This window comes from Vibrio sp. RE88, from assembly GCF_013113835.1.
Lineage (GTDB): Bacteria > Pseudomonadota > Gammaproteobacteria > Enterobacterales > Vibrionaceae > Vibrio.
Genome location: NZ_VTYQ01000002.1, coordinates 104972 through 124254, shown reverse-complemented (window position 1 = coordinate 124254; position 19283 = coordinate 104972). Strand labels below are relative to the sequence as shown.

The 19283-nt window shown below is 46.2% G+C and carries 15 protein-coding genes; 8 read left to right on the top strand and 7 right to left on the bottom strand.

The genetic code is table 11. The annotated features are described in order from the left end of the window. Positions 1 to 145: 145 nt before the first annotated feature. The 3 genes from F0265_RS04080 to F0265_RS04070 form a co-directional block, all read right to left on the bottom strand. Positions 146 to 1774, bottom strand: coding sequence for a methyl-accepting chemotaxis protein (locus tag F0265_RS04080; RefSeq protein WP_171747908.1), 1629 nt, complete (start codon positions 1772 to 1774; stop codon positions 146 to 148). Between the two features lie 276 nt (positions 1775 to 2050). Beyond that, the gene (locus F0265_RS04075) at positions 2051 to 3073 is read right to left on the bottom strand and encodes a porin (protein WP_171747907.1); all 1023 of its coding nucleotides are present in this window, start codon (positions 3071 to 3073) and stop codon (positions 2051 to 2053) included. A 228-nt stretch (positions 3074 to 3301) separates the two neighbouring features. Next, positions 3302 to 3742: an Lrp/AsnC family transcriptional regulator gene (locus tag F0265_RS04070; RefSeq protein WP_171747906.1), complete on the bottom strand. Its 441-nt coding sequence runs from the start codon at positions 3740 to 3742 to the stop codon at positions 3302 to 3304. Positions 3743 to 3888: 146 nt separating this feature from the next. On the opposite strand from F0265_RS04070, the gene F0265_RS04065 reads away from it, so the two are divergent. Together F0265_RS04065 and F0265_RS04060 are read left to right on the top strand one after the other, a co-directional pair. Continuing rightward, a complete protein-coding gene (locus F0265_RS04065) occupies positions 3889 to 4473 on the top strand; it encodes a LysE family translocator (protein WP_006961294.1) in 585 nt (194 codons plus the stop codon). Between the two features lie 96 nt (positions 4474 to 4569). Beyond that, positions 4570 to 5340 carry a siderophore-interacting protein gene (locus F0265_RS04060; RefSeq protein WP_171747905.1) on the top strand — a complete coding sequence of 257 codons (771 nt, stop codon included), beginning with the start codon at positions 4570 to 4572 and terminating at the stop codon, positions 5338 to 5340. Between the two features lie 40 nt (positions 5341 to 5380). On the opposite strand, the gene F0265_RS04055 is transcribed toward F0265_RS04060, so the two are convergent. Together F0265_RS04055 and F0265_RS04050 are read right to left on the bottom strand one after the other, a co-directional pair. Beyond that, a complete protein-coding gene (locus tag F0265_RS04055; protein WP_171747904.1) occupies positions 5381 to 6493 on the bottom strand; it encodes a DUF481 domain-containing protein in 1113 nt (370 codons plus the stop codon). A 168-nt stretch (positions 6494 to 6661) separates the two neighbouring features. Then, positions 6662 to 7315 (bottom strand): GntR family transcriptional regulator, encoded by a 654-nt coding sequence (locus tag F0265_RS04050; protein WP_171747903.1) that lies wholly within the window; start codon positions 7313 to 7315, stop codon positions 6662 to 6664. 149 nt (positions 7316 to 7464) lie between these two features. On the opposite strand from F0265_RS04050, the gene F0265_RS04045 reads away from it, so the two are divergent. From F0265_RS04045 to F0265_RS04030, 4 genes are all read left to right on the top strand, one after another. Continuing rightward, the gene (locus F0265_RS04045) at positions 7465 to 8820 is read left to right on the top strand and encodes an FAD-dependent oxidoreductase (RefSeq protein WP_171747902.1); all 1356 of its coding nucleotides are present in this window, start codon (positions 7465 to 7467) and stop codon (positions 8818 to 8820) included. A gap of 10 nt (positions 8821 to 8830) precedes the next feature. After that, positions 8831 to 9955, top strand: a complete 1125-nt coding sequence (locus F0265_RS04040; protein WP_171747901.1) for a mandelate racemase/muconate lactonizing enzyme family protein — start codon at positions 8831 to 8833, stop codon at positions 9953 to 9955. 84 nt (positions 9956 to 10039) lie between these two features. Beyond that, positions 10040 to 11653: a BCCT family transporter gene (locus tag F0265_RS04035; protein ID WP_171747900.1), complete on the top strand. Its 1614-nt coding sequence runs from the start codon at positions 10040 to 10042 to the stop codon at positions 11651 to 11653. A gap of 71 nt (positions 11654 to 11724) precedes the next feature. Further along, positions 11725 to 13554: an MFS transporter gene (locus F0265_RS04030; RefSeq protein WP_171747899.1), complete on the top strand. Its 1830-nt coding sequence runs from the start codon at positions 11725 to 11727 to the stop codon at positions 13552 to 13554. Here F0265_RS04030 and F0265_RS04025 read toward each other — a convergent pair. Next, on the bottom strand, positions 13531 to 14415 hold the full coding sequence (locus F0265_RS04025) for a LysR family transcriptional regulator (RefSeq protein WP_171747898.1): 885 nt from the start codon (positions 14413 to 14415) through the stop codon (positions 13531 to 13533). The two genes, F0265_RS04030 and F0265_RS04025, sit on opposite strands and share 24 nt — an antisense overlap. 157 nt (positions 14416 to 14572) lie before the next feature. Further along, the gene (locus tag F0265_RS04020) at positions 14573 to 16723 is read right to left on the bottom strand and encodes a metallophosphoesterase (protein ID WP_171747897.1); all 2151 of its coding nucleotides are present in this window, start codon (positions 16721 to 16723) and stop codon (positions 14573 to 14575) included. 488 nt (positions 16724 to 17211) lie between these two features. Here F0265_RS04020 and F0265_RS04015 point away from each other — a divergent pair, with 488 nt between their 5' ends. Together F0265_RS04015 and fghA are read left to right on the top strand one after the other, a co-directional pair. Beyond that, positions 17212 to 18360 (top strand): S-(hydroxymethyl)glutathione dehydrogenase/class III alcohol dehydrogenase, encoded by a 1149-nt coding sequence (locus F0265_RS04015; RefSeq protein ID WP_171747896.1) that lies wholly within the window; start codon positions 17212 to 17214, stop codon positions 18358 to 18360. Positions 18361 to 18427: 67 nt separating this feature from the next. Continuing rightward, positions 18428 to 19267, top strand: coding sequence for an S-formylglutathione hydrolase (fghA, locus tag F0265_RS04010; RefSeq protein WP_171747895.1), 840 nt, complete (start codon positions 18428 to 18430; stop codon positions 19265 to 19267). The last annotated feature ends 16 nt before the right edge of the window (positions 19268 to 19283 follow it).

Genomic DNA, 19283 nt, shown 5'->3' with positions numbered 1-19283 from the left:
TGCACAAATACGAATGCACAATTCAGGAGCGAACGAGCATTGTAACCAAATCAAATAAAATAACAATCCATGTCACAGAAATGTCTTAAATAAGAACAAGGGCTGATGATCGCTCAACAGCCCTTCGGATTCGAAGCAATGACAATTAAAGTTTGAAGAACGAAAGCTGCGCTTTCTGTTTTTCTGCCAACTGTGACAGCTCCGAGCTAGCACTCGCGCTTTGACTAATGCCCGTTACGTTTTGGTTAACCAACTCAGACATGTTGACCACGTTTCGGTTGATATCCTGAGTGACCTGAGACTGCTGCTCAGCTGCCGTGGCTACCTGAGTATTGGTGTCATTAATATTAACCACTGACTCGGTAATACCGACCAACGCTTCGTTAGCTTGTTTCGCCAGTTGGTTGTTTTTATCTAACATTTCCAAGCTCACCTGCATGCTGTCGTTCGCTAAGCCGGATTGCTTCTGCAACTCTTCAATGATCGCCTGAATTTCGCCAGTCGACTCTTGAGTACGAGCAGCCAACATTCGGACTTCATCCGCGACTACAGCAAAACCACGACCAGACTCCCCTGCTCGCGCCGCTTCAATCGCTGCGTTCAGGGCTAGCAAGTTTGTCTGTTCAGAGACGCCACGAATCACTTCAATCACATCATTGATTTGCTCTGATTGCTCTTTCAGAGTCAGTACAACTTTAGCCGCATTGTTAAGTGCATGACTCATCTGCTCGCTGGCTTCACTGCTCTCTTGGAAGATTTGTAGTCCAGATTTGGCCAGTTGATCGGCTTCGCGTGCAGTTGAGTCAGCAAGCTGAGCATTATCACTGACATTATCCGCTGTGCTAGCCAGCTCATTTACAGCCGAAGCCACTTGTTCAATTTCCACCAGCTCTTGCTGAGCATTACCTTCAGCTTGCGTCATCACTGCCGCCAGTTCAGTAGATGCCGATGCCACTTCTTCGCTGATACGCATCAACTCGTCTACCGTCATGTGCAGTTGTTCAGCCGTGGTATTCACATCTTTGCTTAGCTGAGCGACTTCGTTTTCACCTTCAGAATCTGCGCGTGCGCTCAAGTTGCCTTGAGCAATTTCGCGCATCACCGATTGTAGCTTTTGGATAGGCGTTACAATCATGCCCGACAGTAACCAAGCAGCAAAAAGAGAAGCCGCCAATACAGCTAATACCGTATACATCGCGGTGTTCTGTACTGTCTCGTTGTTACGAGTGCTCTCTTCCATTGCTTTGCCAGCAAACTCGTTTACTTTCTGAGACAACGTGTTGATAGCACTGACCATTTCATTACCGGCATTGCGATATTGATTAATGAAATTATGGTATTCCTGATCACTGACGGTGCCATTGTCACGACGAGTAAACAATTCAACCGAGCGATTGGAGAAACTGACGTAATTCTCGATTGCGCGGCGTACAACATTCACATCATCACGAAATGTTTTTCGCGCTGCCATCATATCTAGGTCTTTTTGAATCTGAGCCATTCCGGTTCTCAGCTCTTTCAAGAAAACATCTCGGCGAGAAGCATCATAAATCGCATAGACGGCACTGATTCTCAGCGGATACACCTGATCATCGATATTGGCCAAAGTATCTTTGTAGAAAATCAGTGAGTCAGTGTTAGAAGCGGTAATTTCCTGCTCTTCTTGTAAGTTGTTCTTTGTAATCCAAAGGGCAACGAGCAGAGTAATCGTTGTTAGTAAGACAGGTAATAAAACCTGACGGCGAATAGACAAGTTCTTTAATGATTGTTGCATTGAATTAATCTCAATCAATTAGTTAGCGTCTTCCTTGATTGGGGAATATTCCCATATAAAATCAGGCGGCAATTCTAGAGACAAAATGTGACCAAGTCCACAATATTATTTGTTTAATTTCATATAGTTACAGACATATAAATCAATGAAATTTCATTAACAAAACAAATGTATCCAGTTAAAGAAAACGCCGAGATTAATTAATGTTTATTTAAATTACCTGCAATAAAAAAGCCAGGCTGAGGCCTGGCTTCGATTTAGATGGAAACGCCTTAATTAAAAGTCGTAACGTACGCCTAAACGCAGAGTATCTTCACCAGCAGTCACGATGCCGTTGGCGTCTTTAACTTCCGTCAAACCATTCAGGTAGTAAGAAAGGTAAGTACGGAAGTTACCATTGAATTTGTAGTAGCCCACCACTTCTACGCCATCGGTCGCATCAGCTTTCGTGCCGTTTGCCGCTTCATTTTCCTGATTGGTGTAAAGCGCCGCTGCTGAGAATTGATCCGTGAATTGGTACTGAGCTACAAATTCCATTGCTGTGAATTCTTTATTAGTAGCACCTGTTGCTTTGTCATCCAAATCACCCGTTGAATAACTTGCACCTAGGTATAAAGCATCAAATGTATAACCCAAACCCGCTAGGATCTGTGATTCGCTACCGCTACCTGTACCCAGGTCTGCGCCAGAGAACGAAAGGCCAAGATCAAGCCCCATTGGCAATGAATAGAAACCTGCCAAGCTGTAACCATCTTTGTCTTTTTCATCGTTCGCACGGAAAGTCGCTTTTAATTGCAATGCCTCGACTAGGTAAGCAGAGTAAGCAATCACACTATCTTCTTTGTCACTCGAAGAGCCGATAGTCTGCTGAATACCCGAGAATTCAGTAATATCCGTCATGTCAGAAACAATAACTGACGCCATGTCTTGACGACCAAATGACAGTTCACCAAAGTTACCCTTCATGCCTGCGTACATATAACGGTTTTCAATTTCAGTGTCCGAGTTGTCACTGCCAGAAGCACCAGCACCTGTTTTGTGCTCAGCCTCGTAAACACCAAAACCAATCAAAGACTCACTCAATTGAGTTTGACCTTTAAGGTTGATGCGAGCACGTGTGCTGTCATCCATAGAGCCTTCGATTTCAGCGCCATCAGAAGTACCAATAAAATCACCACGAAATTCAACTCGTCCACCAACTTTCAACTCGGTACCATCAGAGCTGTAAACGGTTGCCGCCAAAGAAGAACCTGACGCCATAACTGCGATTACCGCTGAGGCTAACACTGCTTTTTTCATCTTAGTTACCTTTATATTTTCCATGAGCAAAATGCTCGAAATATGAGATACGGTTAAGCTAGATAAACAGCGTGAAGCTTTGATGGCCAAGCGATGACGTTTAAGTGGCGAACTAATGTCTGATTGATGACAACAAAAAGAGCCAACTCATAGAGTTAGCTCTTTATGGGGTAACTTTTACAACTTAATGAAATTGGTAAGTGATATTACTCGAAAAAACTGATGTTACTAGCGTTCATCTTTAGGTGTGTCCATCACTACCATAGTGGTAATAGAGTTCACCTGTCGGCATTCACCAAGCACATCGGCGTGAAACTTCTTGTAGCTGGGAAGATCTTTAGTCTCGACTCTAAGCAGGTACTCGTTTGAGCCCGTAATGTTATGGCACTCTACAACTTCGTCAACAAATCTGACGTGCTCTTCAAACTCTAACTGAGCTTGTTTTCTGTGACTCGCCAAACCAATAGAAACGTAGGCAGCAAATCCAACACCCAGCTGGCTGCTATCCAGTACAGCACGATAGCCTTTAATAACACCCTGCTTCTCTAACTCCTGCACTCTGCGTAATGTTGCCGAAGGTGATAAACCAATCCGTTCAGCGAGCTCAACATTGGAGACCCTTCCGTCTATTTTCAGCTCGTGCAATATTCTTTCGTCAAACTTATCCATGTTGCCTCTATGTTGTGCAATTTCAGCTTACCCTTCGAATAAAAACACAAAATTGCGCCTCAATCCACCTAATATAGAACTCGACCGGTCAGACAATTCATTCAACGCAATAATCTTTCTTCTCCAAGTAAGAACAGGAGTCCATCATGGAATTAGAACAACTTGGCGCTCTGGTGCTTTTTGCCTTTGTCTCGACTTTTACTCCGGGGCCTAACAACATTATGCTGATGACGTCAGGAGCGAATGTGGGTTACAGACGAACGCTACCTCATATGTCGGGAGTGGCCTTTGGATTCGCTTTCATGGTGATGTTGGTCGGCATTGGGCTGACTGGTATTTTTGAAGCCTATCCAGTGACTCACCAAATTCTCAAATATGTCAGCCTAACTTACCTTGGCTATCTGGCGATTAAAATTGCTCTCAGTGGTAAAGCGAAAGACGTTGAAGACTTCAAGCCGATGACCTTTTTGGGCGCAGCCAGTTTCCAGTGGGTAAACCCTAAAGGCTGGTCAATGGCACTTAGCTCAGTCACTTTGTACAGTAACGGCGGCGGTTGGTTTGAGCTCTCGATCATCGCTTGCACCTTCTTATTGGTGAACTTTCCTTCGGGAAGCTTCTGGATCATTGCTGGGCGTGAGCTCCAGCGCTGGTTAACAAGCAATATCAGAGTGAGGAGTTTTAATGTTCTTATGGCGGCATTGTTAGTCGGTTCAACCTTGCCGATGCTGTGATCAGGCGCTTCAATGTAAATAATGTTAAAGATGCTGTCTCGCTGACGAAAGTGCTGTTAATCTAAATGCGAAAGAGAATAATTATCGAGTAGAAGTATGAAGAAGCCATCAGCAAAATCACTCACCGTCCAGTCAACACAAGCAATCACTCCGAACATGCAACGTATTACGCTGCATGGCTCAGGGTTAGCTGAATTTCCAGCCGATTGCATTGGGGGCTACATTAAGCTCATGTTTAATCCGGAAGGCGGTACAGATTTAAGTCAGCTAGGCGAAGAAGAACGTCCTATGATGCGAACTTACACCATTCGCCATTTTGACCCGGTAGCCTGTACTATTGAAGTCGATTTTGTTCGCCACATCACTCAGGATTTACAGTGTGGTTTCGCAGCACGTTGGGCAATGCAGGCTCAGGTTGGTGACAACATCGCTATTGCTGGGCCAGGTTCCATTTCGGCCTTAAATCTGGAAGCGGATTGGTTCTTCATGGTCGCCGACATGACGGCTCTGCCAGCTTTAAGTGTTAAAGTTCGAAGCCTACCTGAACAGGCAAAAGGCTACGCTGTTATTCAGGTTGAATCAGAAGCGGATGTTCAGCCAATTGAGGCTCCAGAAAACGTCAAGGTTATCTGGCTCACTGCATCACAATCTCTTGAAGAGCAAGTACGAAGCCTGCCTTGGTTAGAAGGCAACGCTTCCGTTTGGTGTGCATGTGAATTTGATTCAATGCGTAAACTAAGGCAGTACTTCCGCAATGAAAAGGAAGTGGCTCGCGAGAATATCTATATCAGCAGTTACTGGAAACAAGGTGTGTCAGAAGACGGCCATAAGGTAATCAAGCGACAAGACGCCGACGAGAATCAATAATCAAAAAAGCGAAGCTATCTAGCTTCGCTTTTTCGTTTTATTAGATTTCGTAACTCAGACCAAAATTGATTTTGTAGTCGTCTTTTTCTGGTACAACACCATCCGAATCGGCCTTGGTTTGCGAGACGTGATCCCAAGTGGCTTTGATACTGAATTCTAAGTCGCCGACTAAGTCGATATCAAATCCGAGATCGTTTTTATGGCGCATACCACCTGCATCATCACTCGCCCAATCTAGGTTATAGGTGTAGCTAAAATCGATGTCTTTGGTCAGCTCATATTCGAAGTTCGATTCTAAGGTCAAAATCGTACTGCTGGCACTTGAATCTTCACCCTCTTCCACCGTCGAAAATTCGCTGTACTGCATACCCGGACCAATCGACACATCCCATTCCGCATCTGAGTTGGCGACAAAGAAGTAGCCCACCTGCATTGAGGCGTTTACCTGATAATCCAAGTTCTGAAATTCGTCACTCAGCGCTGAAAACTTGATCGGCCTGAAGAACAGTCGATTGTTGATGTAAATGTCGTAAGATCCATCAAACTGGCTCTTCTGAGCGGTTTTCTCATCGTTGGCTTCAGACACTTCATGGCGTGCATTAAGCTTGGTTCGCGATTCTACCGTATTTCGCTCAGCTTCGACTTCACCCAGCATTGAAAACTCATCCGTGTTGCCTTTGCTGATATCTAAACCAAGAAATAAGTCCGCATTCCAATAGTCCGAATCTTTCTCAGCTCCTCGATAAATAGACACCACCTGATTAACCGGGAATGACTGTTCCTGATCATCTTTTCTCAGATAGAGCTTGTTATCTCGGATTGATAAATAGCCGTCATGGATCTCACCGCTCGCCGTGCGGATGGTGAAATAACTTGCAGTCTCAAGGACAGAGACATCTTCAAGTTCAATTTCCTGATCGCCCAGGTCGTCGCTGTCGAATTCGATTTCCTGATCGTACGAGTTAGATTCCTTTTTAACGGTTCCAGTCAGCTCACCTTTTAGCACTTCGCCGGATTTCAATTTCACCCAGTCGTCACTTTCATCGATGTAAACAGTCTGGCTATTAAGCTCTTCTGTCACTTCTTCGGCCGCAAAGACATTTGGTTGGGCAACAACAGTGGCAATACAAAAAGCCGTTACTTTAAGTTTCATCTGTACCTTTTCTGTCCGGTAAGAACCAATCTCATTGCGCATAAGATAATGAGGCAATAAGCACTCAATGTCAGAAGCGAGACAGGCGATTGTCAATGTTAATTGGCATGATAATTAAGCAAGATGATATAAAAAAGCGAAGTCATGTGACTTCGCTATGGATTCAGATTACTTTCGAGCGGTAATACTTCGATATGCGACATCAGTCAGATAATCGTTGAGTCGATGAGATGCTGCAACGGCCTCTTCGGCGTCAGTGTGACTAACCGCGCGAAGCACAGATGCATGATGAGATGATGCTTCAACGAGATCAGAATCCTGATTTTTATAGGCAAACCAGAAACGACGAGACAACCCTTGTAGAGGTGCCATTGCCAACTGAAGGTACTCATTAGCGGCCGCTTTGACTAATAGAATGTGAATCTCTTTTAGTAATGTGGCGTACTTGAGATCATCTTTGTTCCGCGCACACTGCTCTAATTTATCCGCCAGCATCAGCATTTGCTGCTTCTCTTCGACACTCGCACGTGAAGCCGCATAGCGAACACACAAAGCTTCGATATCGCGCCTCACTTCCAAAATCTTCAACTGACTTTCGACGGAAATCACCGGGATCTGAATTCCTCGCCTAGCATGAATCTCAACCATTCGCTCGTAAGCCAGTCTCTGCAAGGCTTCCCGCACTGGCGTGCGACCTAAATCCAGCTCTTCGGCTAACTGTTTTTCACTCACCATACTGCCCGGTTCGAGCTCACGAAAGATGATCATTCTCTCAAGATGGTTATATGCAACCTCAGTCTTATTTGTGTTGTTTATTGCCATTGTTCGTTCTATTTCTCAGACAAATCTTTTAGTGAGCAATCTCACGATAAGGGAATTTGGCCATTGTACCACAAAAAAGATCGAGCATATATTAGCCACACACAACTGATATATCAGATGACTATCAGTTATCTATTAGTGAGGTATTCATGAAAGATTGGAAAATTGTTCGCCGTTTTGAACAACTGCCGGATCTACCCGTTCTGGCCGAAGTAGATGTACTGGTCATTGGTGGTGGGGCTGCGGGTGTCGCCGCGGCTGAAACTGCTGGAAGCATGGGGAAAAACACTTGGCTAATTGAGAAGTACGGATTTTGTGGTGGTGCAGCAGTTGCCGGATTGTCTGGCACTATCTGTGGCATGTTCATGGCATCGGATGATGAGAACGCCCAACCAGAACAGGTCGTGTTCGGTTTCACCGAACGCTTTAGACAGGCACTCAAGGATCGCAATGGTGTTACTGAACCACAACGTTACGGCAAAACCTTTACCGTTACGCATGATCCTCTGGTATGGCGCGAAGTCGCCGATGACTTCTTAGAACACGCTGGCGTTACGACTCTATTTCATACCGCAGTATCCGGTGTGATCATGGATGGTGATGCATTCAAAGGCGTGGTGATCGAATCCAATGCCGGGCAAAGCATTATCCTCAGCAAAATGATCGTCGACGCATCAGGCGATGCGGCCGTCATCGCCCGTGCAGGCATGGATTATTACTTTGGTGACAACGGACGCATTCAGAATCCAACCATGTTCTTCCGCATTGCTGGCGTCAACATGGACACCTACCTCAGTTACTACGGAAACGACACCATTTGTCCACCGAAAGTAACGGAAAACATCCTCGCGGCGAATGAATCAGGTGAGTATCGCCTTCCCCGCCACAAAATCTGGATCTTCCCGACTACCCGACCGGGCGAGTTGATGGTCAACGCTACCCGTCTTGCTGGACAAGATGGCCGAATGCTCAATGTGATTGATCCTAAAGACTTTACTGAAGCTGAAGTGTTTGGCCGCCGTCAAGTCAGAGATTATGCGCGCTTCCTCAACCAATACGTCCCCGGCTGTGAAAACGCTTATGTCGTCGATACAGGCGTAGAAGTTGGTATACGTCAAACCCGATCTATTGTCGGAACTGATACACTCACTAATGATGATGTTATTAGTTGCAAAAAGAGAGCAGACAGTATTTGTCGAACGCCTTGGCCAATTGAGCTGCATTCCGGTGACAAACCTAAGCTGCACTGGCTAATCAATGATTACTACGATGTGCCTTATAACGCTTTGGTTCCGATAGTGGGTGAAAACATCATCGCGGCAGGACGTTGTTTAAGCGCGGAACACGAAGCTCTCGCATCGGCTAGGGTAACAGCGCAGTGCTTTGAATATGGACATGCTGCGGGCATCGCAGCAGTCAAAGCAATTAATGAAAACAAACGTATCCGAGACCTAACAGGCGAGGAAATCCGCGCAGTCATGATTGAAAACGGCAGCGCATTATAAGGAGACACCCATGAAAGATACTGTGATTAATCGAGTTGAGCTGTACGCTGTCGCAGACCGTGATGCGCCGCCTATTCCTTGGGCTGACAACCAAGAGCCGCTTCTTTACACCAATAACATTGTCCGCATCATCTGTAACGATGGAACCGAAGGCGTCGGTGCAACCATCAGTTATACCGAAAATGACTTTGACCGCTGCATTATTGAAGCCATGCGCACTATCGTGCCGGGGTTAATTGGCAAAAATCCATTAATGACGGAAGAGCTCTACAGCTGGCTTCAGGCACGCTGTAGTTGGGGCGGTTTGCCAGCAAAATCACCGATCGATATCGCCGCTTGGGATATCAAAGCAAAGAAAGCCAATATGCCTCTCTATATGATGCTTGGCGGGGCTCGACACAAGATCAAATCCTACGCCTCCACCCCAATGTTCGACACTGTGGAACAATACTTCCCGTACGTCGATGATTGCATTGAGCAGGGCTTTACTGCCATCAAACTCCATTGTTACTGCGTATTTGAAAAGGATGTCGCGCTGGTTAATGCCATTCAGGAACGCTACGGCAATACTGGCGTTCGCTTCATGCTTGATACTGCGACTTTCTATACGCCAGCCGAAGCGATGAAAATGGCGAAGCTGATGGAAAGTTATGACTGGGAGTGGCTCGAAGCCCCTGTTTCTGACTACGACTACAAAACCTATCAACGCTTGGTTGATAAGACGGATTTAGAGATCTCCAGTCACGGCAACTGCCTGCTCACCTTGCAGGAAGTGACTTATGCACTCAGCAACGGATTCTGGTCTGATGTTCGTCAGGATGCCACCGTCTGTGGCGGTATCACACCACTCAATAAATGCTTTGCCATTGCCGAAGGCCATTCCAAAACGCTGGAAATTCAGAGCATGGGTTACACCATCACCCAAGCCGCCAACCTGCATGTGGCTTTAGCCCACTACAACTGCAAGTACTTCGAACAGTTCTACCCATACGAAAGTTTTGAACTGGCTTCTAAAACCCAAATACGTACCGACCGCGAGGGCTATGTCCATGCACCAGAAGGTAATGGTCTGGGCGTAGAAATGGACTGGGAAGCCGTCAAAGAAGCCTCTATCGCAAGTTACGTTTTCGAATAATTAGAAAGGGCTAAGCCCTCACGACGTGAAACATTTTGTATGAGCCTGTCATGGGCTCATACCCTACAGATTGGACAAAATAATATGAAAGGATTACTAGATAAAAATCTCGATCGCCCTGCTATTGGGTTGTCGCTGCTGGTCGTACTGACCGTTTCGGGGTTCTTCCTCAATGATCCCGATACTGCGATCAAAATTGCCGGAGACATCTTCACTCTGATCGCCTATAACTTCGGTACACCGATACTTTGGTACGCATTCGGATTGGTCGTTATTGCTGCTTATTTCATCTGCTCTAAGTACGGCCATATCCGTATGGGTAACGAAAAACCGGAGTTTTCTACCTTTGCGTACATTACGATGATGGCACTAGCAGGTGTAGGTTCGGGTACCGTTTACTGGGCATTTCTAGAATGGTCTTACTACATCAAGACGCCGCCGTTTAACATCACGCCCGATACAGTAGAAGCTACGGAATGGGCCGTGACCTACAGCTTACATCACTGGGGCATTACCGCGTGGGCCATTTACGCCATCACCGCTATCCCTGTCATGTATTCTTTCTACATCCGCAAGAATCGCTCTTTGAAGCTGAGTGACATCGTGATGTCGATGATCAAAAACCCGACAGCTGCGAAGTTCATTGGCCGCACGATCGATATCCTTTATCCAATTGCGATCGTCTTCAGCTTAATCATCGTTCTTGCGCTAGGCGTACCTATCATTTCTGCGGCGGTCTCTTTGCTGCTAGGGGTTGAAGATACTTTGATGCTCAAGCTGTCGATGATAGTGATCGTTGCTGCGTTACTGACTCTAAGTTCATTCTTAGGTATTGAAAAAGGTATGCAGAAAATCAGTGGTTACGGCACCTACTTCGTGGTTGCACTGGCGCTTTACCTTCTTGTCTTCGGTCCTACTCAGTTCATCCTTGAAAATACCAGCTCATCAGTTGCAATTTGGGCACAAAACTTTATCAAGATGAGTCTTTATACCGATGCTATTGAGCAGTCTAAGTTCCCTCAGTCTTGGACCGCGTATTTCTGGGCCTACTGGATGATCTTTATTCCTTTGATGTGTGTCTTCGTCACGAAAGTGTCTAAAGGCCGCACAATTCGCGAAGTGGTGGTATGCATGATTGGAGGCGGAACCGCCGGTATCGCGGCGCTTTTCTCAATCGTTGGTTCCTTCATGATGAAAACTCAGCTAGATGGAAAAGTCGCTATTAGCCAAATGGTGTCAGAAGGTCAGGCAAGCCAGGCTATCGTTAACTCACTGGGCACACTACCACTGTCTTCTTTGATTCTGGTTGTGTTTATCATCTCGACCTTCCTGCTGCTTGTTACCACTATGGATGGATCAGTGTTCACCGTATCATGTAACACACAGAAAACATTGGATGAGAATGTTAACCCGTCGACAACACTTAAGATCTTCTGGTGTCTGATTATCGTGGCTATTCCGGCGGTGTTTATCATCGTTAACGCGCCCGTATCATCCATGCAATCAGCCATATTGATCTTCGCTCTTCCACTGTTAGTGTTAACCAGCTTCATGCTCTACAAGATGTTTGGCTACATGAAAGAAGACTATGGTCACCTAACGTCACTGGAAATCCAACAAATGCACGAGCTTTCAGCCACAAGCGAAACCATTGAGCAGGATACCAAACAGCCACCAGCGCAACCTGCCACCAATTAATCAACCAAACCACAACAAGCCATTTACAATCTTCTTGTAAATGGCTCTTTTTTGCTTTTAAATCAATTGTTATGACTATCGCAGCGACACTCCGGCCACTAGCACTACTCTTCATCAGCTCATTCTTGCTGATGAGTAGCCATGGCTTGAGCGGTATCCTACTCCCAGTTTCGCTTGCGGAAGCGAAGATCAGCATCCAGTCGATTGGTTTCGTCCTCTCAATGTACTCAGTCGGATTTTTGCTCGGTGCGATCCTAGGAAAACGCATTCTGCGCAACATTGGCTTAGTGCGGACTTTCGCTATGTGCGGCAGCCTCGGAGCCAGTGCTATTCTGATCATGGGGCTGAATTCCGACGTCTGGATGTGGGCGATAATGCGGGCTGTGATGGGTTTTTGTATCGCTTGTGCGACGACCACCTTAGACACTTGGTTCAATAGTGTGTCGACCGAGTCCAACCGCGGGAAAATTCTTGCGGTCAATCAGGTAGTGATTCTCAGCGCGATTACTCTCGGCCAGTTTGGCCTCGCCATTGCACCGCCAAATGAGACCACGCTGTTTATTGTATGTGGTGTACTTTTCAGTATCTCAGTCACCCCGGTGGTCTTCATTTCTCAGTTCGAGCCACAAATCGAGCAATCAGACTCCATACCCCTCAAGTCCATTTACATTCTTTCTCCGCTGGGCTTTGTTACCTGCTTCGTGTGCGGCATCTTGTATTCAACCATTGCCAACATGCTGCCGATCTACGCAGACGGCATCGGTATCACTGGCTTCCAGCTTTCCGTCTTTATGGGCGCAGCGACAGCCGGTGGGATCTTATTGCAACTGCCAATGGGGTATTTATCTGATCGATTTGAGCGGCGTAAAGTTATTCTTGGCAGCTGTTTTGTGCTCGCGATTGTCAGTTTTGCGCTGCCTGTTTCGATTGAGTGGCAATGGTCGGTAACCCCACTGATTTTGGTCGCAATGACCATGGGCCTCATTGCCTGTCTCTACCCTTTGAGTATTTCCGAAACCTTTGACCGAGCCACGAAAGCGCAGCTTGTGCCGGTACTGTCAGGTCTACTGTGTATTTATGCGATCGGCTCGATTGCTGGCCCCTACACTGCCTCCATATTGATGGAACAACTCGATAACAGTGCGCTGTTTACTTTCCTCATCATGGTGGATTTAGGTCTTATTGTATTCACCATTTATCGGATGTCGGTTCGCGAGGCTCTACCAGTAGAAGAGCAAGAAAGCTTTGTCATGCACACGCCCGCCTCTATTCATGGCGATCTGGACCCACGTACCGAATATCAGGAAACCTCTTTGTATGTAGAAGAAGCGCTTGAACAAGTTGAAGCGCTGGCCGCAACGCGACCAGCAAACGCAATCAACTTCATTCGTAGCTTAGCCAGCAAGCAACCTGAGTGGACAGTATCGATCGCAGAACGTGCAGCGCAAATTGATAGCATTGATACCGTGGTATTGTTCAGAGCACTCACCCTGACTAACCCTGAGTTATCTGTAGACATTGCCAAGCGCCTAGCGGAATCAGACGACGGCCAAATTGAAGAGCTGGTCGAGTGGCTAGTAGAGAAAGAACCGGAAAATGCCATGTCGATCATCGCCGCCATTACCGAATCAATGGAAGCAGACCCAACCAAGGTCATCGAAACACTGGCAGAGCATGACCCCGACAAGCTAGTCGAGGTGAGTCAGGAGTTGGTTGCCAATATGGTTGAGAACAGCAGCAATTTGAGACCCGCTGACCGTGACGATGCTAACCTGACCGAATCGGTTGAAGAATGGGTTAATGCGGTATCTGAAACCGCCCCAGAACAGGCGGAGGAAATTGCCGAAATGGTTGAGCAATCCATTCAAGATGCTGACTTAGATTCCAGCACTCCCACCTAGCTTTTCAGCCAGAAAATCAATCAAAAGGCGAACTTTGGGTGACAGGTTTCTGTTTTGAGGATACAAAGCCCAAATCCCTTCTCGATCATCCCGATAATCAGACAGCACTTCAATCAGTTCACCAGAGTCCAACCCTTCCCTCACGTAATAATCGGGAAGCTGCACTAGCCCCAATCCGCGCTTTGCGGCATCCAATAATGCGTACCCAGAATTACAATGAATGCGCCCTGAAACACGCAGAGACTTTTCACGTTTACTCTCTTTGAAACGCCAATAATCAATAGAGCCAACCAAACACTGGTGATTCTCCAGTTCAGATAAAGTATGCGGTTCGCCATAGCGCGCTAAATAATCAGGGCTACCGCAAACGTACAATTGGCGGCTTGATAATCGCTTGGCGACTAAGCTGGAATCTTGCAAACGACCCAATCGAATCGCCACGTCCACGCCCATTTCAATCAGATCAATTTTTTGGTTCGTCAGGTTAAGGTCAAGATCGACCTGAGGGTAAGACGCTAGAAAGTCGAGTAATAGTGGGGCTAAATGCGTTTCACCATATGTCACCGGAGCCGTCACTTTAAGCAGCCCTTTGGGTGTAGATTGCATTTGAGTCACAGCCAGCTCCGCCAACTCTATGCCTTCAACCAAGTGCTTACACTGTTGGTAGTAAACCTGCCCCGCTTCGGTGACCGACACTTTCCGCGTCGTGCGGTTAAGCAGTTTAACGGCCAGCCTTTCTTCCAACGCAGAAACCCGCCTACTGATCTGCGCAACGGAGGTATCAAGTTTCTTTGCTGCTGCGGTAAATGACTGCGTTTCTGCGACTGCGACAAACTCACTCACTCCGTCCCAATTGGCCATACTGTTGATTTCCTAGCTGACTGAATCGCGCTCATTGTCCCACATTCAGTTTAGCCGTAACAGACGCACGTTTATGAATTTGCAGCAGTTAACACAACGCAGTAAACCGATAAAGTGCAGGTTCACTGCACTTTATTGGCCACTGACTAACTCTGCACTATTGCATGATTTCTCTTTCTACCGCCTGCTTCAGATCGGTTAGCGATTGCTGTTCAATATCAATCAGGAAATGATCACTCGCCTGTCCGGTCGCAAACTTATCCAAGATCGCAAACAAACTACCAAAGCGTGAACGAAAAACCTCTCCCACCGTGTAATCACCAATATCACCGATGTCCGACTCTACCGTCCCTGCAAACTCAGACAGCTCACGACTCAACAATTCGTACTGTTGAAGTGTCAAAGTTTCAATATCACGGAATGCCAGCTCATCAGCATTACGTAATCGGTAGAAGTCAATTGCCAAGTCCTGACCTTGCCAGCTAGCAAAATCATCAAGACTTAGACCTGCATCGCTAGCTATTACTTCGGCTTTTGCTGTTGCGTCTTCCCAATCCTCTTCGAATTGCTCAAAATCTACCGCAGGTGAAATTTGGCACTTAGCAACGTCAATGTCCAACTCGTCCGCCAATGCACAGACGGTAAAGTTTGTTTCTAGCTGAGACATGATCATCATGTCTTTACCGTCCATATGCATAATCATGTTACGCATTCCAAGCGGCCAGTCATCTGGTAAGAATCGTAAACGCGTCAACTCTTTAATATGCCAGTCAACCAGTTGGTAGTAGCTGTCAGAATCTAAGATTTCTTTGTTCCATATTTTCGCTTTTGCTTCTTCATCACTGCCAGCAGCATCGGTTAAGTACTCATGCTCCATAGCATAGTGTTCGAACAACTCATCAAAGCGTTCGACGTCATCAATCACGACTGTTTCAACTTCGATCTGTTGGTCTGGGCGGATCTTGAGGAGTTTATATGCTGGGATATAGCCAGCTAATGAAGGAGCCTGAATGTTAAACAGAGTATGCTCTACGCCATTGATGTTATACGTCTTCTTGCCCGTATCGTTGAAATGCATGTGGCCGCCAACATGAATATTCAGGCCTGTCGCAGCTAAAGCTTTACTGGTTTCATTGTCGGGTTCACGAGCTAGCTGATGGCTACCTTCTCCAAACAAGTCCTCAATCTCTTCCGAGGCGCCATTGTAAAAGTCTGTCATTGGGAAGTGACTGAACGATACCAATGTCTTATTTTGCTCTTTCGCGGCTTTAACTACTTCACTTATCCATTCAATGACCTGTTGTTTATGGGTCAGCATCATGTTGTAGCCTGCACTGCTCGACCCTTCAAAATCGTCACCGTCATTGGAACCTGAGGCCGAATTGTGCTTCGGCTGATAAACGTTAGCATCGATAGCCAGTAGCCAAAGCCCTTTAACAGGTTCAACCAAGTAACTGGTGTCAGGTACGTACGAACAGTTGGTGTAACTATCCTGCTTATATTCGCCGCCTGTCCCCTGATGACAAATCTCAAACAAACGCTTGTCGTATGTCGATTCAAAAGCCGCACGCTCATAGGAGTAGTCCGCTTTTAGCTCATCGCTAGTATAAGGTGTTTCAAAGTAGTGATAGCTTTCTTGGGGATAAAAGCCGTGTGTGCCTAGGATATCCATGATTTCTCGATAGCCCCAGTAACGAACTTCTTCCGTACAGATAGTAGGAAGGCCATCGCCAGTATCAATGACAGCTGTATCTCCAGGGTAGTCCACACACACATCCTTACCACGACTGTAGATTGGTTGCTCTTGCCCTCTTTCCCCCAAATAATCAGATTTTCCTGCTGGAATAGTGAATGGTCGACTAGGGTCATGGTTTCCCGGTGCTGCGAAAAACTCCAACCCATAAGTGCTGCGATAATAGTCAAAGATCTGAACTAAACCACGCATATTCACAGGCTGGCCATCGTCACTAAAATCGCCCGGAAGCGCGACGTACTTAATACCTCGATCTACGATATCATCCAGTGCAGCGATCATTGCGAAGTAGTTTTCGTTGAACAATCGGGTCGATTCCATTTGAGACTGCATGGTTCGAATAGTGGCATGATCGCCACTCTTTGCATTGAAAAGCCCCTCGAATGAGCCGTCTTGGAAATCACTGTATACATCATGGAAGTGGATATCGGGCATAAAAGCGACTTCCACTGTATTGTCCAGACCTTTGGATTCATCATCTGATGAGTCTAAAGGGCACCCCGTGAGCACAGTTGCCACTGTTCCTGCAACCAATGCATGCTTCACTCTTCTCATTTACTCTTCCCAAAATATATTAACAAAAATTGGCGAGGAGCGTAGGAGTAATAAATGACAATTCAGTTACTGATAAATGACACTTTTATATTCAATACGCCATTTCGTGACCATAGTTCAACATATTGATTTTTAAATAATTAAATAGATAAAAACACTCAAACCCGATGAAACAAAACATCGAAATTAAGCATACAAATCCCGATACATCACACCAAATAAAGATTGGCAGTCGCTATTCAAACCAACTGTTTGGCTTATTTCTTCTACGTGTACACACACCTTCATACACTTCAACGCTTTGAAGGCTTAGTCTGACACCTGAACATCACAATTATTACATATACGTAAAAATTATTTTCAAATCAGAGGGATTATCAAATTTTAAGAAATATTTAGAATAGCCACCAACAAAGCGAAACAGCGAGAAGAGAGTTCCTCGTCTACGCTTAGAACGTCAAAAACAATTACACATAAAGGAACATCCAATGGCACTTGATATCAAACCAGGTCAAACATCTATCAAATCAAAAGCAATGGTAGCTTGGGCTGCTGGCGAGCCACTAAAAATGGAAGAAGTTGATGTACAACTTCCAAAAGCTGGCGAAGTGCTAGTGCGCATCGTAGCCACAGGTGTTTGTCACACTGACGCATTCACACTATCAGGTGACGATCCAGAAGGTATCTTCCCTTCAATTCTTGGTCACGAAGGTGGCGGTATTGTTGAAATGGTTGGCGAAGGCATAACAAGTGTTGAAGTTGGCGACCACGTTATCCCACTTTACACAGCTGAATGTGGTGAGTGTAAGTTCTGTAAATCTGGCAAAACTAACCTGTGTCAGGCAGTTCGTGAAACCCAAGGTAAAGGCCTAATGCCTGATGGCACAAGCCGCTTCTCTGTCAACGGTGAGACAATCTTCCACTACATGGGTTGTTCTACTTTCTCTGAGTACACGGTTCTTCCAGAAATCTCATTGGCGAAAGTAAACAAAGAAGCGCCGCTTGAAGAAGTATGTCTTCTAGGTTGTGGTGTCACAACCGGTATGGGCGCAGTACTGAACACTGCTAAAGTAGAAAAAGGCGACACGGTTGCTATCTTCGGTCTAGGCGGTATCGGCTTATCTGCAATCATTGGTGCACGTATGGCTGGTGCAAGCAAAATCATCGGCGTCGACATCAACGAAAGCAAGTTTGAACTCGCGAAACAGCTTGGTGCAACTGACTGTATCAACCCGCAAAAATTCGACAAACCAATCCAAGAAGTCATCGTTGAGATGACAGACGGTGGCGTAGATTACTCATTCGAATGTATCGGTAACGTCAACGTAATGCGTCAAGCACTTGAGTGTTGCCACAAAGGTTGGGGCGAATCGGTAATCATCGGTGTTGCGGGTGCAGGTCAAGAGATCTCAACTCGTCCATTCCAACTGGTAACAGGTCGTGTATGGCGTGGTAGCGCATTCGGTGGTGTTAAAGGCCGCTCTGAGCTTCCAGAGATCGTAAACCGCTACATGGCTGGCGAATTCGGTCTACAAGAGTTCATCACTCATACTATGGGCCTAGCTGACGTTAACGAAGCGTTCGAACTGATGCACAAAGGTGAGTCAATCCGTACTGTTTTACATATGGATAAGTAATCCTAGATTAAGCCGTTAATAAGTCGCCACATCACCTGATGTGGCGACTTTATCTGAGAGAATATCAATGAGTTTATCCAACATCAGTCAGAATAAAGTCGCAGGCGGTTGGCACAAGCAGTACACCCATGACTCTGCCGCACTAAACTGCACTATGCGTTTTGCAATCTTCCTACCACCAAATGCAAGCAAAGAGTCTCCGGTTCCCGTGTTGTACTGGTTATCTGGGTTGACTTGTAGCGACGAAAACTTCATGCAAAAAGCGGGAGCTTTCAAAAAGGCCGCGGAACTTGGAATGGCAATCGTTGCGCCTGACACCAGTCCACGTGGTGAAGACGTTGCTGACGACGAAGGCTATGATCTGGGCAAAGGCGCGGGGTTCTACCTCAATGCGACGCAGGCGCCGTGGTCTACGCACTACCGTATGTACGACTACATTATCCAAGAGCTGCCTAAGGTAATCGAAGCTAACTTTCCAGTCTCAGCTGTCAAGGCCATTTCTGGCCACAGCATGGGTGGACATGGCGCGCTAACCATTGGTCTGAAAAACGCTGAACAATTCACGTCAATTTCTGCCTTCAGCCCAATCTGTAATCCAATGCAATGCCCATGGGGTCAGAAAGCCTTCAATGCTTATCTGGGGTACGACTTTGAAAGCTGGAAAGAATACGACTCTAGTGAGCTTCTCAAACTTGCCAAGTCACCTTTACCAATTCTTGTCGATCAAGGTGATGCGGATAACTTTCTTGTTGAGCAGCTAAAGCCTGAAACTCTGATAGCCGCAGCGAAAACCCACGGTTCAGATTTAGAACTGCGCATGCAGACCGGGTATGACCACAGCTACTATTTCATCTCTAGTTTTATTGATGAACACCTGATGTTCCACGCGAAACATATGTTCAAATAAACATGAGTCACCAAAT